The 15,329-nt window shown below is 70.8% G+C and carries 13 protein-coding genes, 1 tRNA gene and 1 riboswitch; of the genes, 8 read left to right on the forward strand and 6 right to left on the reverse strand.

The genetic code is table 11. The features are described from left to right. Nucleotides 1-242 precede the first annotated feature (242 nt). The 4 genes from OG897_RS02970 to OG897_RS02985 form a co-directional block, all read right to left on the reverse strand. Nucleotides 243-1,187, reverse strand: a complete 945-nt coding sequence (locus tag OG897_RS02970; RefSeq protein ID WP_266652600.1) for a 1-phosphofructokinase family hexose kinase — start codon at nt 1,185-1,187, stop codon at nt 243-245. 143 nt (nt 1,188-1,330) lie between these two features. Further along, nucleotides 1,331-2,491 (reverse strand): N-acetylglucosamine-6-phosphate deacetylase, encoded by a 1,161-nt coding sequence (gene nagA / locus OG897_RS02975; protein ID WP_266652602.1) that lies wholly within the window; start codon nt 2,489-2,491, stop codon nt 1,331-1,333. After that, nucleotides 2,491-3,567 carry an ROK family protein gene (locus OG897_RS02980; protein WP_266652604.1) on the reverse strand — a complete coding sequence of 359 codons (1,077 nt, stop codon included), beginning with the start codon at nt 3,565-3,567 and terminating at the stop codon, nt 2,491-2,493. The genes nagA and OG897_RS02980 overlap by 1 nt, the downstream gene beginning before the upstream one ends. 627 nt (nt 3,568-4,194) lie before the next feature. Beyond that, nucleotides 4,195-5,100, reverse strand: coding sequence for an SIS domain-containing protein (locus OG897_RS02985; protein WP_266652606.1), 906 nt, complete (start codon nt 5,098-5,100; stop codon nt 4,195-4,197). Nucleotides 5,101-5,348: 248 nt separating this feature from the next. Between OG897_RS02985 and OG897_RS02990 the strand changes: the two genes are divergently transcribed. From OG897_RS02990 to OG897_RS03005, 4 genes are all read left to right on the forward strand, one after another. Beyond that, nucleotides 5,349-6,638: an ABC transporter substrate-binding protein gene (locus OG897_RS02990; protein ID WP_266652608.1), complete on the forward strand. Its 1,290-nt coding sequence runs from the start codon at nt 5,349-5,351 to the stop codon at nt 6,636-6,638. 69 nt (nt 6,639-6,707) lie between these two features. Further along, nucleotides 6,708-7,004 (forward strand): DUF3263 domain-containing protein, encoded by a 297-nt coding sequence (locus OG897_RS02995; protein ID WP_266652610.1) that lies wholly within the window; start codon nt 6,708-6,710, stop codon nt 7,002-7,004. Between the two features lie 89 nt (nt 7,005-7,093). After that, nucleotides 7,094-7,933, forward strand: a complete 840-nt coding sequence (otsB, locus tag OG897_RS03000) for a trehalose-phosphatase (RefSeq protein WP_266652612.1) — start codon at nt 7,094-7,096, stop codon at nt 7,931-7,933. Nucleotides 7,934-8,023: 90 nt separating this feature from the next. After that, nucleotides 8,024-8,097, forward strand: a tRNA-Met gene (locus tag OG897_RS03005). Nucleotides 8,098-8,174: 77 nt separating this feature from the next. On the opposite strand, the gene OG897_RS03010 is transcribed toward OG897_RS03005, so the two are convergent. Both OG897_RS03010 and OG897_RS03015 read right to left on the reverse strand, forming a co-directional pair. After that, a complete protein-coding gene (locus tag OG897_RS03010) occupies nt 8,175-9,560 on the reverse strand; it encodes a trehalose-6-phosphate synthase (RefSeq protein ID WP_266656512.1) in 1,386 nt (461 codons plus the stop codon). A 176-nt stretch (nt 9,561-9,736) separates the two neighbouring features. Beyond that, the gene (locus OG897_RS03015; RefSeq protein WP_266652614.1) at nt 9,737-10,696 is read right to left on the reverse strand and encodes a glucosyl-3-phosphoglycerate synthase; all 960 of its coding nucleotides are present in this window, start codon (nt 10,694-10,696) and stop codon (nt 9,737-9,739) included. Between the two features lie 194 nt (nt 10,697-10,890). Beyond that, nucleotides 10,891-11,019, forward strand: a riboswitch (SAM riboswitch). 15 nt (nt 11,020-11,034) lie between these two features. On the opposite strand from OG897_RS03015, the gene thrC reads away from it, so the two are divergent. The 4 genes from thrC to groL all read left to right on the forward strand — a co-directional run bounded on the left by thrC (nt 11,035) and on the right by groL (nt 15,326). Continuing rightward, nucleotides 11,035-12,321 (forward strand): threonine synthase, encoded by a 1,287-nt coding sequence (gene thrC, locus OG897_RS03020; RefSeq protein ID WP_266652616.1) that lies wholly within the window; start codon nt 11,035-11,037, stop codon nt 12,319-12,321. Nucleotides 12,322-12,365: 44 nt separating this feature from the next. Continuing rightward, entirely contained in the window at nt 12,366-12,641 is a 276-nt protein-coding gene (locus OG897_RS03025; protein WP_266652617.1) for a MoaD/ThiS family protein, read from the forward strand. Between the two features lie 449 nt (nt 12,642-13,090). After that, nucleotides 13,091-13,294, forward strand: coding sequence for a cold-shock protein (locus OG897_RS03030; protein WP_005315736.1), 204 nt, complete (start codon nt 13,091-13,093; stop codon nt 13,292-13,294). Between the two features lie 409 nt (nt 13,295-13,703). After that, nucleotides 13,704-15,326, forward strand: a complete 1,623-nt coding sequence (gene groL / locus OG897_RS03035) for a chaperonin GroEL (protein ID WP_266652618.1) — start codon at nt 13,704-13,706, stop codon at nt 15,324-15,326. Nucleotides 15,327-15,329 lie beyond the last annotated feature (3 nt).

Below are 15,329 nucleotides of genomic sequence, written 5' to 3' on the forward strand. Positions count from 1 at the left end.
GGGTGGAGCGGGGCTCCCTCGGAGGGGGCGGGCGGTAGCGGGGCTGGGCGGGGGTGCTCCGGGGTGGGCCCGGAGCGGAGGGGGCCGCCCCCTTGCCCGCCCGTTCCGCCCCCGGGGGGCGGCCCCGCCGCCCAAGGAGGCTGGGCGGAAGCGGAGGCGGAGCCCAAGGGGGCTGGGCGGAGGGCGGAGCCCAAGGGGGCTGGGCGGCCTCGCCGCCCAAGGGGGCGAGGCGAGCCCGGTGGTCACGGAAGTGTGGGGCCCGCAGTCCGTTGGGTGACCTTGACTTGGGGGAGTAGGGAGGCGTAGGTCTCCGTGTCGAATTCGCCTGCGGCGGGAGCGGCGACCGTCGCCGCCGACAGGGCCACCGCCCGGGCGATCCGCTCCGGCCAGGGGAGGCCGCGTACCAGACCGTCCAGAAGAGCGGCCACCGCCGAGTCACCGGCCCCGGTGGGGTTCCCTCGCACCAGCGCAGGAGGCGTGGCCTGCCACACCCCCGCGTCGGTGCTGGCGAGGATGCCGTCCGGGCCGAGCGAGGCCACCACCGCGTGCGCCCCCTTCCTCCGTGCCTCCGCCGACGCGGCGTACGCGTCCCGCGACCCCGTGAGCTGGAAGAGCTCGTCGGAGTTCGGCTTGACCAGATCGGGGCGGGCGGCGATGCCCCGCAACAGGGGTTCCCCGCTGGTGTCCAGCAGGACCGGGACCCCGGCCGCCCTGGCGCGGCGGACCAGGTCGGCGTACGCGCCCACGTGGATGCCGGGCGGCAGGCTCCCGCAGAGGGCCACCGCCGCCGTGCCGCCGCTCAGCTGGGACTCGTACGAGAGGAGGAAGGACTCCCACTCGGAGGGGCTGATCGTCGGTCCCGGCTCGTTGAGCTGGGTCGTGTCGCCGGTCGACGCGTCGACGATCGCGAGGGTGCGGCGGGTGTTCCCGGCGGTGGGGACCAGCGCGTCGGCGGGGAGTTCGGCGGCGAGGAGGGTGCGGAGGACCTCGCCGGTGGAGCCGCCCGCGAAGCCCGTGACGATCGTGTCGTGGCCGAGGGCGGAGAGCACGCGCGCCACGTTGAGGCCCTTGCCGCCGGGGCGTTCCCTCACGTCCGTGACGCGGTGGGAGGTGTGGGGGACGAGTTCGGGGACGTGGTGGGTGAGGTCGAGTGCGGTGTTCAGCGTGACGGTGAGGATCCTGGCCATGATCCGCGTCCACCCCCGTAGCGTTGCTTGCCCATCCAGCGTAGAAAGCGCTTTCTATACTGCCTGCCAGGGGGATCATGCCAAAAGAAAAGTGGCTGGCCCAGGGGTACGGGTCAGCCACTTCAAATGAATTCGAGGTGAAATCAACCCACTTGGGGTTCAATCACCCATTCGCCCTTGCGCATCACGCCGACGACCGTGAACTCCGCGTCGAGCACGACCAGGTCCGCGTCCTTGCCCGGGTCGAGCGAGCCGACCCTGTCGTCCACGCCCAGCAGGCGGGCCGGGTTGGCGGACAGGGAGCGTACGGCGTCGTCGACCGAGAGGCCGTCGACGGTGACCGAGCGGCGGAAGGCGGTGTCCAGGGTCAGGGTCGAGCCCGCGATGGAGCCGCCCTCGACGAGGCGTGCGACGCCGTCCAGCACCTCGACGGCGAGCGGGCCGAGCTGGTACTGGCCGTCGCCGAAGCCCGCCGCGTCCATCGCGTCCGTGATCAGCGCGACGCGGGACGCGCCCGCGTGGTGGTACGCGAACTGGAAGGCGGCGGGGTGCAGGTGCGTGCCGTCGTTGATCAGCTCGACGGTGACACGCTCGTCTTCGAGGAGCGCGACGATCGGGCCCGGGGTGCGGTGGCCGATCGCGGGCATCGCGTTGTAGAGGTGCGTGGCGACGGTGGCGCCCGCGTCGATCGCCTCGACGGTCTGCTCGTACGTGGCGTCCGTGTGGCCGATCGCGGCGATCACGTCGTTCTCGGCGAGGAGGCGTACGGAGTCGAGGCCGCCGGGCAGTTCGGTGGCGAGCGTGAACATCTTGGCCGTGCCGTGCGCGGCGTCCATCAGCTTGCGCACGTCGGCGGGGTCCGGGTCGCGGAGCAGCGACTCGCTGTGCGCGCCCTTGCGGCACGGGGAGATGAACGGGCCCTCGAAGTGGAGGCCCGCCAGGTCGCCCTGCTGGACCAGCTCGGCGAGGAGGGCCGCGCGGTTGACCAGGAAGTCCATGTCGTTGGTGACGGTGGAGGCGACCATCGTCGTCGTGCCGTGGTGGCGGTGGGTCTCGATGCCCCGGAGGACCTCCTCCGTGGTGCCGGAGGTGAAGGACGCGCCGCCGCCGCCGTGGACGTGCATGTCCACGAAGCCGGGGACGATCCAGTGGCCGGTCAGGTCGAGCGTGGGGGAGGCCGACGCGGTGTCGGGGAGCGCTCCCGCGATCCTCGTGCCGTCGACGATGACCCGGCCGCCGTCGACGGTGCCGGTGGGGAGCACCACCTTGGCGCCGGACAGGACCTGGACCTTGCTGCTGGCCATCAGTCGGATACCTCCGTGGGGGCCATGACGTCGGTGTGCATGGCGTGGGTGGGGGGTGTGGTGGGGTGCGCCGGGGGTGCGGTGGGGCTCGTGGTGGGCGTGGTGGGGTTCGTGGTGGGCGTGGTGGGGCTCGTGGTGGGCGTGCTGGGTTCTTCGTACGTCGCCAGGAGGTCCCAGGCGAGGAGGCCCGCGCCGAGACATCCCGCCGTGTCGCCGAGGGCGGCCGGGACGATCGTCGGGAGCTTCTGGAAGGTCACGCGGTCCTCCACCGCTTTGCGCAGGGGGGCGAACAGGGTTTCCCCCGCCTCGGCCAGGCCGCCGCCCACGATGATCGTGCGCGGGTCGAGGAGGGTCAGCGCGGTGACCAGGCCGTCGGCGAGGGCGTCGACGGCCTCGCGCCAGACGGCGAGGGCTCGGGGGTCGTCGTCCTCGACCGCCTTCGCGCAGTCGGCTGCGTCGGCGGTGGGGTCACCGGTGGCCGTGGCCCAGGCGAGGGAGACGGCGGACGCGGAGGCGTAGCGCTCCAGGCAGCCGCGCTGGCCGCAGCCGCAGTCGACGCCGCCGGGGCGGACGACGATGTGGCCGATCTCGCCCGCGGAGGCGTGAGCTCCCTCTTCGATGGTGTTGTTGATGCCGATCGCGCCCGCGATGCCGGTGCCGAGCGGTACGAAGAGGAACCGGTCGGCACCCTGGCCCGCGCCGATGCGGCCCTCGGCGAGGCCGCCCGTGCGGACGTCGTGGCCCAGCGCGACGGGGATGCCGCCGAGGCGCTCGGAGAGGAGCGTGCGCATCGGGACGTCGGACCAGCCGAGGTTCGCGGCGTACAGGGCGATGCCGTTCTCGGCGTCGACGATGCCGGGGACGATCACGCCGGCGGCGGACGCGGGTTCGCCGAAGTGGGTTTCGCCGTGGGTGCGGAGGTCGTCGGCGAAGGCGAGTATCGACTCGACGACGGCGTCCGGGCCGCGGTCCCGGCCGGTGGGGCGGCGGGCCTCGTGGAGGAGGGTGCCGTTGGGGGCGACCAGGGCGGCTTTCATGCCGGTGCCGCCTACATCGAGGGCGATGACGTGTTTCACGGGGTCAGTGTCGCGCGTCTGCCCTGAGAGGTCTAGTCCACTGAGTGTTCACCTCGGGTGGGGGTGCGGGGGTGGGCGGGTCCGGCCAGGGCGGGGGCGGGCTCCGCGCGGCGGTCGGAGGGGCTCTGTGGAGGGGCTCCACTTCCCCGCCCTCCCGGTTCGACGGAACCACCCTTCCGCCTCCACCCAGCCCCCTGGGACTCCGCGCCCGCCTAGCCCCCTTGGGCGGCGGGGCCGCCCCCCGGGGGCGGGACGGGCGGGCAAGGGGGCGGCCCCTCTCGCTCCGGGCCCGCCCCGGTGCCGCCCGCTTTTGCCTCCGCCGACGGGTGCGCCCCACCCTGGTGCCGTCTGCCCGGGCTCCGCCGATGGGTGCGCCGCACCCGGGTGCCTGCGGCGCTGCCCCGGTCCCGCCCCTTCACCTAAAGCGCTCGGCCGCGCGGCTGGGTGGGTGGCTGGTCGCGCAGTTCCCCGCGCCCCTAAAGGGGCGCACCCCCCCAGCCCCAGCGAAGCCGGGAGCGCACGCGCCGCGGAGCCGCAACCTCGGCGCAGCCCTGCGGGCGAGCCGCACCTTGGTGCAGCCCCGCGGCCGGGGCCGTACCAAGGTGCGGTCCCCGCCGAGAGACCCCGTCAGCCCAGGATCACGCTGCGCGACAGATTCCGCGGGTGGTCCGGGTCGTAGCCCTTCGACTCGGCCAGGACCACCGCCAGCCGCTGCGCGCGGATCAGGTCGGCCATGGGGTCCGCCGACGCGTGCGCGACGACCGTTCCGCCGACGCGTGCGACGTCTCCCGCCAGCCCCTCCGGCAGCGTGCCGAACATCCACGCCACCCGGTTCGGGCCCGTGATGGAGATCGGGCCGTGGCGGTACTCCATGGCCGGGTACGACTCCGTCCACGCGCCCGCCGCCTCGCGCATCTTCAGGCCGGCCTCCTGGGCCAGCCCGTACGTCCAGCCGCGGCCCAGGAAGGTCCACTGCTCGGCCGAGGTGACGGACTCCGGGAGCGGCTCAGTGATCGCCAGTTCCGCGTCGACGGCCGCCTCCGTCACCGTCTTCACGCCCGGTGCCAGCGTGCCCGTGCGCTCCAGGCCCGCCCGCAGGAAAGCGAGAGCCGTCGTCGCGAAGCGGGTCTGGACGACCGACTCCTCGTCCGCCCAGTCGAGGACGGCGATCGTGTCCGCCGCGTCCATGATGGGCGTTTTGGGGTCGCCGGTGAGGGCCAGGGTGGGAGTGGTGCCCTTGACCTCCGCGAGCAGCGCCAGCACCTCGCTCGTCGTGCCCGAGCGCGTGATTGCCACCACACGGTCGTACGAGCGGCCGACCGGGAATTCGGACGAGGCGAAGGCGTCGGTCTCGCCCTGGCCCGACGCCTCGCGCAGTGCCGCGTACGCCATCGCCATGAACCACGAAGTGCCGCAGCCGGTGATCGCAACGCGCTCACCAGGCAGGGGAAGCCCCTCGAAGTCGGCCGCGTACTCAGCGGCGCGCCGCCAACAGGTCGGCTGTGTGGCTATCTCAACTGCGGTGCGGGACATGCGCGACGACTCCTCGAACGCGGGCGAACACGGGTGAGTGTGGAGATGACCTTGCTTCCGCCTGCTTAGCAGGCCGTACGCGATTTGCGGAAGGTGTTGCGGAAGAGATACCCAAGTGGTGTAGACCTTGCGGTCGCACATGAGACAAAATCACAACTCATGTGGATAAGGGTGTGGGTGAGACGCGAGAAGCCTCACGAGGGCACGCGGATATCCACGCCAATGGGTAGCAAAACGGGCGATAAAGGGTGGAACGGGCTGTGCAGCGGCGCTACTTGGGTCTGACCGCGGCAGTCGCCGCACTCGCGATGGCAACGACCGTCTCCGGCTGCGGCACCGTCGGCGGCACGGGCGGCGACGTCACCCTGAAGCTGGTGGCCGCCGACTACAACCTCGACGGCGGCGACGGCACGAAGAAGTACTGGGACAAGCTCGCGAAGAAATTCGAGGCGAAGAACCCGGGCATCAAGGTTGACGTCCAGATCTACTCCTGGGACGACGTCGACCGCAAGGTCGGCGAGATGGTCAAGGCGGGCGAGGCCCCGGACATGGCGCAGATCGGTGCGTACGCCGACTACGCCGCCGACGGCAAGCTCTACTCCGTGCCCGAAATGCTCTCCATCCCCACCCAGGCCAACTTCGTGAACGCCCTCGCCGAGACCGGCAAGGTCAACCGCGTCCAGTACGGCATGCCCTTCGTCGCCAGCACCCGCCAGCTCTTCTACAACAAGACCCTCTTCGAGAAGGCCGGCATCAGCGGCGCCCCGGAGACCTGGAACGAGCTCGCCGCCGACGCGAAGAAGCTCAAGGGCAAGGGCGTGAACTACCCGTTCGCGCTGCCCCTCGGCCCCGAAGAGGCCCAGGCCGAGACCCTCAACTGGATGCTGGCCGGCGGCTCCGGCTACGTCGACGACATCGGTACGTACTCCCTCAACTCGGCCGACAACATCAACGCGTTCGAGTTCCTCAAGACCAAGCTCGTCATGCCCGGCCTGACCGGCCCCGTCGCCCCCGGCAAGCTCAACCGCAAGGCCGCCTTCGAAGCCTTCGCCAAGGGCGAGGTCGGCATGCTCAACGGCCACCCGTCGCTGATGCAGCAGGCCGAGAAGAACGGCGTGAAGTACGAGATGGCGCCGCTGCCCTCCTCCGACGGCAAGGCCCGGCCCTCGATGGGCGTCGCCGACTGGATGATGGGCTTCAAGCAGAACGGTCACCGCAAGGAGATCGGCAAGTTCCTCGACTTCGCCTTCGACGACGAGAACGTCCTCGCCTTCGCCGACGAGTTCGACCTGCTGCCCGTCACCGTCTCCGCATCCGAGAAGATGGCTGCCGACAGCAAGCACCAGAAGGTGCACAAGTTCCTGGAAGCGCTGTCGTCCTCGCAGTCGTACCCGTCCGCCAAGACGTCCTGGGCGAGGGTCAGCGAGAACATCAAGCAGGAGATCGGCAACGCCGTCGAGCCGAACAACACCCCGGGCGCCGTCCTCGGCGTCCTCTCCCGCGAGGCGGCGGCGCTGGACAGCGCGGCGCTCCAGTAGCGGGAGCAGCGGGAGCAGCGGGAGCAGCGAGCGGGGCGCGATGTCAGTGGCCCGGCCTAGGCTGGGTGCATGTCCTCCGAGCTCCCTGAGCCCCCTGATCAGCCGTACGAGGGTGAGAGTGGCCCCGCCGGAGCGCCGGGCGGGGCGCTCTCCGCGCGCGAGCTGGCCGTGCTCGCCGTCGAGAAGCGGGGCTGGGCCGGACCCGGCGCCAAGGAGCGCGCCATCCGCGAGCAGCTCGGCATCTCGCCCACCCGCTACTACCAGCTCCTCAACGCCCTGCTGGACGACGCGCGCGCCTGGGAGCACGACCCGACGACCGTGAAGCGGCTGCGGAGGGTACGGGACGAGCGCAGGGCCCGCCGCTAGCCGGTGCCGAGCGGGTCGTGCCGCGGGGGCCGCCCGCTCAGGCCGGAAGCGTCCGTTCGGCCCGGGACCGGGCTCGGTAGGCTCCTGGCATGGACACTCTTCCCGAACCGTCCACCACCGCCGGCCGCGAGGCCCTCGCCGCCCTGCTGGCCGAGCCCGCGCGCGCCCTCGTCGCGATCGACTTCGACGGCACCCTCGCCGACATCGTCCCCGACCCCGAACAGGCCCGCGCCCACCCCGGCGCCGTGCCCGCCCTTGCCGCCCTCGCCCCGCACGTGGCGTCCGTCGCGATCGTCACCGGCCGCCCGGCAGGTGTCGCCGTACGGTACGGCGGCTTCGCCGGGGTGCCGGGGCTTGAGCACCTCGTCGTCCTCGGGCACTACGGGGCCGAGCGCTGGGACGCCGTCTCCGGCACCGTCCGCGCCCCCGCCGCGCACCCCGGCGTCGCCGCCGTCCGCGCCGAGCTGCCCGGAGTACTGGACGCGCACGGGGCGTGGCGCGGGACCTGGGTGGAGGAGAAGGGGCAGGCCGTCGCCGTCCACACCCGGCGCGCCACCGACCCCGAGGCCGCCTTCGAGGCCCTCCGCACCCCCCTCTCCGAGCTCGCCGCCCGGCACGGGCTCATCCTCGAACCGGGGCGCCTGGTGCTGGAGTTGAGGCCGCCCGGTGTCGACAAGGGGGTCGCTCTGGCGGCGTACGTACGGGAAGTGGGTGCGCGCTGCGTGCTGTACGCGGGGGACGACCTCGGCGACCTTCCCGCGTACGCGGCGGTCGAGAAGCTCCGGTCGGACGGGGTGCTGGGGCTGCTCGTGTGCAGTGGTACCGCGATCCCGGAACTCGCCGAGCAGGCGGACGTGTTGCTGCCAGGGCCTGCTGAAGTGGTCGCGATGCTCGGGGAGTTGGGGAGGCAGCTGGGCGGGGGTGTGTAGGAGGGGCGCCGCATTCGAGGCTTCGCCCCTCCGGCTCCCGTCAACCGATTTCCCACCGCGCCCGAAACCCCGTACTGTCGTGTTTACCGACGCGGGGTGGAGCAGCTCGGTAGCTCGCTGGGCTCATAACCCAGAGGTCGCAGGTTCAAATCCTGTCCCCGCTACTAGATGGATCCGAAGGCCCGGAACTCGAAAGAGTTCCGGGCCTTCGGCCGTTTCCCGCGCGCCCGGAGGGGCCCTCTCACCCCTCCAACGCCTCCACCTGCTCCACGAACCACCGCGCGGGCGCCAACGCCGTCCCCGCCACCGCCAGCCGCTTCGTCCGTTCCGCCCGCTCCCCCGGCTCCATCGTCAGCGCCTCGTGCAGCGCCTGTGCCGTGCCCGTCACGTCGTACGGGTTGACGACGATCGCGTCCTCGCCCAGCTCCTCGTGCGCCCCCGCCTCCCGCGACAGCACCAGCGCGCAGCCCTCGTCCGAGACGACCGGGATCTCCTTGGCGACCAGGTTCATCCCGTCCCTGATGGGGTTGACCAGGGCCACGTCCGCCATCCGGTAGGCGGCCAGCGACCGCGCGAAGTCGTCCTTGACGTGCAGGACCACGGGCGTCCACGTCGGCGTCCCGAAGCGGGAGTTGATGGACTCGGCAGTCCTCCGCACGGCCTCCGTGTACTCCCGGTACACCGACAGGTCCTGCCGCGAGGGATAGGCGAAGGCGATGTGCACCACGCGTTCGCGCCACTCCGGGTGCGTGTCCAGGAGGTGCTCGTACGCCAGCAGGCCCCGCACGATGTTCTTGGACAGCTCCGTGCGGTCCACGCGCACGATGGTGCGGCGCGCCGAGCCGTCCGCCGAGCCGCCGTCGACCTGTGCGCGCAGGGAGGCGAGACGTTCCGCCACGTCGTCGCGGTGGGCGCGCTCGCGCAGGAAGTCCGCGTCCGCGCCCAGGCCGTGCACGCCGATCCGCTTCCCGTCGAGCGCCTCCTCGCCGAGCACGTTCAGCGCGCACGCCGTGAACGCGTCCGCCCAGCGCCGGGTGAGGAACGCCGCCCGGTCCGCCCCCAGGATGCCCAGCAGGAGCTGGCGGGCGATGTCGTCCGGGAGCAGGCGGAAGTAGTCCACCGGCGCCCACGGCGTGTGCGAGAAGTGGCCGATGCGCAGGTCGGGGCGCAGGGCCCGGAGCAGGCCCGGCACCAGGGACAGGTGGTAGTCCTGGACGAGGACCGTCGCCCCCGGGGCCGCCGCCTGCGCCAGCGCCTCGGCGAAGGCCCGGTTGTACGTCTCGTACGCCGCCCACCGCCGCCGGAACTCCGCGTCGAACACCGGCTCCGTCGGGGTCTGGTAGAGCATGTGGTGAATGAACCACAGCACCGAGTTCGAGATGCCGTTGTAGGCGGCCGCGTGTGTGTCCGCGTCGATGTCGAGCATCCGTACGCCCGGCTCCGCGACCCCGCGCCGCACGGCCTCCCGGTCGCCCTCGCCCAGCGCCGAGCACACCCACAGCGCGCCCGCGTCCGGGCCGATCGCGGACAGGCCCGAGACCAGCCCGCCGCCGCCGCGCCTGGCGGTCAGCCCGCCGTCGTCACCGAGGGCGTACGTCACCGGGCCCCGGTTGGAGGCGACGAGGATCCGGGCCTGCCCGGACGGGGCCGGGGCTTGGTCCGACGGGGCCTGGGCCGACTGGGCCTGGTCCGGCTGGGGCTGTGCGGCGTCGATCGGGGAAGTCATGTGGCGAAACCTAGCCGGTACGGATTCCCCTCAAACGTGCGTACGGCCGCCCCCGGCGTGCGAGTGCGGCCGTACGGCTATGCCGCCTGCCGCTCCGCGTACTCCGCGATCTCCCGCATCGGCGGGCGCTCCTCCGTGTCCACAGGGTGTGTACGAGGGACGAAGGCCGTGCCGATCCGCTCGAACTGCGTGAGGGCCGGGCGGATCAGATGACCCCGGGACAGGCGGAGCTGGGCCGTTCGGTAGATCGCGGCTGCCATCCGTCCCAGCGCCTGGCCGTCCTGGTGGCGGTGGACGCGCACGCCCACGTCCACCTGGGCGAGCGCGTCCAGGCCGACCGTGTGCAGCGAGTCGATGAGGAGGCCGAGTTCGACGCCGTATCCGACGGGGAAGGGGAGGCGTTCCAGGAGGGAGCGGCGGGCCGCGTACTCGCCGCCCAACGGCTGCACGAATCCGGCCAGTCGGGGCCAGTGGAGGTTGAGGAGGGGGCGGGCCATCAGCTCGGTGACCCGGCCGCCCTGGCCGGTGGCGCCGTCCAGCGGGCGGTCGTACGTCGCCTTCACGAAGTCGACGCCCGGGTCGGTGAGGAGCGGGCCGACGATGCCCGACACGAACGACGCGTCGAACTCCTTCAGGTCCGCGTCCACGAAGCAGACGATGTCACCGGTGGTGACCAGGAGCGACCGCCACAGGACCTCGCCCTTGCCCGGCACGGCCGGTACGCGGGGCAGGATCTCGTCCCGGTGCACCACCCGCGCGCCCGCCTCGGCCGCCGCCTTCGCGGTGTGGTCGGTGGAGCCGGAGTCGATCACGACGAGTTCGTCCACCAGGGGGACGGCCGGGCTCATCAGGTCCCGGCGGATCGTGGCGACGATCTCGCCGACCGTGGCTTCCTCGTTCAGGGCGGGCAGGACCACGGAGACCGTCTGCGGCCTCGCGGCGCCCTGGGCGGCCTTCGCGGCGAGGAGCTGCTCCAGCGGGCGGTCGGCGGCCGACCAGGACCGCGCCTGAAGCCAGCGCTCCACCTCTTCCAGCACGCCCGTCACTCCTCTGCTCGTGTCTGATTCGTGTCTGCTCGTGGCGACATTTGTGATCCATCTCGCGGTCCGGACGTCTGGCACACCCGTCCGGGGGTTCGGTTACAGTCTTGAACAACGCGGACGACCTGTGCATGTCGGGGTCGTCGCGTACACAAACACCCGGACCGCTGCTGCGGCCGCCGGAGTCATAGCGCTCATCCAGAGGGACAGAGGGAAACGGCCCGTTGAAGTCCCGGCAACCCCCCAGCCGACCGCGAGGTCAGGCCAGGAAGGTGCCAATTCCGTCTCGCGTACGAAAGTCGTCGCGGGGAAGATGAGGAAAGGACCTCGCCATCATGGCTGTGCAGACCACCGAAGCCACTGTTACCTCCGTCGACCTCGGCCCCGCCGCCGCCCTGTCCTGCCGCGAGTGCGGAGAGCGCTTCGAGCTCGGCCCGATCTTCGCCTGCCAGCTGTGTTTCGGCCCGCTGGAAGTCGCGTACGAGCTGCCGACCGGAAGCCCCGAAGAGCTGCGCAAGCTCATCGAGTCGGGCCCCGACAACATCTGGCGCTACGCCCCCCTCCTCCCCGTCCCCGCCGACGTCGCCGAGAAGCCCAGCCTGAACCCCGGCTTCACGAAGCTGGTCAAGGCGGACAACCTGGCCCGTGAACTCGGCGTCACCGGCGGCCTGTTCGTCAAGGACGACTCCGGGAACCCCACGCACTCCTTCAAGGACCGCGTCGTCGCCATCGCCGTCGAGGCCGCCCGCGCCTTCGGCTTCACCACCCTCTCCTGCTCCTCCACCGGCAACCTGGCCGGTGCGGTGGGCGCCGCCGCGGCCCGCGCGGGCTTCCGCTCCTGCGTGTTCATCCCGCACGACCTGGAGCAGGGCAAGGTCGTCATGGCCGCCGTGTACGGGGGCGAGCTGGTCGGCATCGAGGGCAACTACGACGACGTGAACCGCTTCTGCTCCGAGCTGATCGGCGACCCGCTCGGCGAGGGCTGGGGCTTCGTCAACGTCAACCTCCGCCCGTACTACGGGGAGGGCTCCAAGACGCTCGCGTACGAGATCTGCGAGCAGCTCGGCTGGCGGCTGCCCGACCAGATCGTCATCCCGATCGCCTCCGGCTCGCAGCTCACGAAGATCGACAAGGGGCTCCAGGAGCTCATCAGGCTCGGGCTCGTCGAGGACAAGCCGTACAAGATCTTCGGCGCCCAGGCGGAGGGCTGCTCGCCGGTCTCCACCGCCTTCAAGGCCGGGCAGGACGTGGTCCGCCCGCAGAAGCCGAACACCATCGCCAAGTCGCTGGCCATCGGCAACCCGGCGGACGGCCCGTACGTCCTGGACATCGCCCGCCGTACGGGCGGCGCGGTCGAGGACGTCAACGACGAGCAGGTCGTCGACGCCATCAAGCTGCTGGCCCGTACCGAGGGCATCTTCGCGGAGACCGCGGGCGGCGTGACCGTCGGCGTCACGAAGAAGCTCATCGAGGCCGGTCTGCTCGACCCGACCCTCACCACCGTCGTCCTCAACACCGGCGACGGCCTCAAGACGCTGGACGCGGTGGCCCCGACGACCGGGCCCTCCGCGACCATCCGCCCGAGCCTGGACGCGTTCCGCGACGCCGGTCTGGCCCGCTAGAAACCCGTCAGCGATTCGTACGTACGCAAGGAAGGCCGAACACCATGAGCGTCAAGGTCCGCATCCCCACCATCCTCCGCACGTACACGGGCGGCGAGGCGGAGGTGGCCGCCGAGGGCGCGACCCTCGCCGAGGTCATCGCCGACCTGGAGAAGAACCACACGGGCATCGCCGCGCGCGTCCTGGACGATCAGGGCAAGCTGCGCCGCTTCGTCAACGTGTACGTGAACGACGACGACGTGCGCTTCGAGAGCGGCCTTCAGACGGCCACTCCGGACGGCGCGGGCGTCTCGATCATCCCGGCCGTCGCGGGCGGCTGATCCTTCGCCTCCTGCGCGCAGGGGGCGCACTCGGCCTCCTTCAACGCGCCCCGCGTTAACCCAAGTTGCCCCCTCCGCTCACAAGCGGAGGGGGCAATTCTGCATGGTTGAAAGAGGTAGAGTAGGGGAAGCCCCGGTCGCCGCTCATGCCATGTGCATATGAGAAGGCGACAAGATGCGGCCCGCGTGTTCGAGCGATTTGACGCCGATGTTCACGCTATGTCCGGCCCGACTTGCCCTGGAATTACGGGAGTTGACCGATCCGGGCGTTCGAGCCTGCCCAGAATTCTCGTCGGATTGACCTGTTGCAGAGGGCAGTTGGGCGGATACATTCAGCCGCGGTCGACGCGCTACGGCGCACACCTACCGCGTTCCTGTCGGCGGGTGGGGTCTGACCCGGGGTCGCGAAGTGCGGTCTCGCGCAAGGGCCAGTAATAGGGGAGTTAGGCATGGCTCAGGGCACCGTCAAGTGGTTCAACGCGGAGAAGGGGTACGGCTTCATCGCGGTCGACGGTGGTGCGGATGTTTTCGTCCACTACAGCGCGATCCAGATGGACGGCTACCGCACCCTTGAAGAGGGTCAGCGAGTTGAGTTCGAGATCTCGCAGGGCCAGAAGGGTCCGCAGGCGGACATGGTCAAGCTCGCCGTCTGATCTCGGCGCGATCGGCCACCGACGCACTACCAAGACTTACCGGCACTCACGCACCAAGGGTCCGCATCCCGACACAGGGGTACGGGCCCTTGGTGCGTTCGGCGTACGGCCTGCGTACGCCGGGCGTACCGAGTGCGCGAACCCCCTGGATCTGTGGTACCCGCTTGCGCCCACCCGCCGCCCGACCACCGCCCCTCATCGACATCCCTTCGGGACGGCCTTGCACTCCAATGGGTCGAGTGCTAATCATTGGCGTTAGCACTCTCCCAGTGAGAGTGACAGAACTTGGACCAGGTTCGGTGAGGCCGAGAGGTGTCGGGGTACGGAATCCCGGGCATTGCGAAGCCGTCCGTCGCGGGCGCCGATCCCCCGGTCCGGAGAAATCCACCCCGTGGGAGGACCACTTCACATGGCCAAGATCATTGCGTTCGACGAGGAGGCCCGGCGCGGCCTCGAGCGTGGCATGAACCAGCTCGCCGACGCCGTCAAGGTCACCCTTGGCCCCAAGGGCCGCAACGTCGTCCTTGAGAAGAAGTGGGGCGCCCCCACGATCACCAACGACGGTGTCTCCATCGCCAAGGAGATCGAGCTCGAAGACCCTTACGAGAAGATCGGCGCCGAGCTCGTCAAGGAGGTCGCGAAGAAGACGGACGACGTCGCCGGTGACGGTACGACCACCGCGACCGTCCTCGCGCAGGCGCTGGTCCGCGAGGGTCTTCGCAACGTCGCCGCGGGTGCCAACCCGATGGCCCTGAAGCGTGGCATCGAGAAGGCCGTCGAGGCCGTCTCCGCCGCTCTGCTGGAGCAGGCGAAGGATGTCGAGACCAAGGAGCAGATCGCTTCCACGGCCTCCATCTCCGCCGCCGACACCCAGATCGGCGAGCTCATCGCCGAGGCGATGGACAAGGTCGGCAAGGAAGGCGTCATCACGGTCGAGGAGTCGCAGACCTTCGGCCTGGAGCTTGAGCTCACCGAGGGCATGCGCTTCGACAAGGGCTACATCTCCGCGTACTTCGCGACGGACATGGAGCGCATGGAGTCGGCTCTCGACGACCCGTACATCCTGATCGTCAACTCGAAGATCGGCAACGTGAAGGACCTCCTTCCGCTGCTGGAGAAGGTCATGCAGTCGGGCAAGCCCCTGCTGATCATCGCCGAGGACGTCGAGGGCGAGGCGCTCTCCACCCTGGTCGTCAACAAGATCCGTGGCACGTTCAAGTCCGTCGCCGTCAAGGCTCCGGGCTTCGGCGACCGCCGCAAGGCCATGCTGAACGACATCGCCATCCTCACGGGCGGCACGGTCATCTCCGAAGAGGTCGGCCTCAAGCTGGAGAACGCGGGCCTGGACCTCCTCGGCCGCGCCCGCAAGGTCGTCATCACCAAGGACGAGACGACCATCGTCGACGGTGCCGGTGACAGCGAGCAGGTCGCCGGTCGCGTGAACCAGATCCGCGCCGAGATCGAGAACAGCGACTCGGACTACGACCGCGAGAAGCTCCAGGAGCGCCTGGCGAAGCTGGCCGGCGGCGTGGCCGTCATCAAGGCCGGTGCCGCCACCGAGGTCGAGCTCAAGGAGCGCAAGCACCGCATCGAGGACGCCGTTCGCAACGCGAAGGCCGCCGTCGAAGAGGGCATCGTCGCCGGTGGTGGCGTCGCCCTCCTCCAGGCATCGGCCGTCTTCGACAAGCTGGAGCTCACGGGCGACGAGGCGACCGGCGCCAACGCCGTGAAGCTCGCGCTGGAGGCCCCGCTCAAGCAGATCGCCGTCAACGGTGGCCTTGAGGGTGGCGTCGTCGTCGAGAAGGTCCGCAACCTCCCGATCGGTCACGGCCTGAACGCCGCGACCGGCGAGTACGTGGACATGATCGCCGAGGGCATCCTCGACCCGGCGAAGGTGACCCGCTCTGCCCTGCAGAACGCCGCCTCCATCGCCGCGCTGTTCCTCACCACCGAGGCCGTCATCGCCGACAAGCCCGAGAAGGCCGGCGCGGCCGCCCCGGGCGGCATGCCGGGCGGAGACATGGACTTCTAAGTC

It is taken from the genome of Streptomyces sp. NBC_00237, assembly GCF_026342435.1.
Lineage (GTDB): Bacteria > Actinomycetota > Actinomycetes > Streptomycetales > Streptomycetaceae > Streptomyces.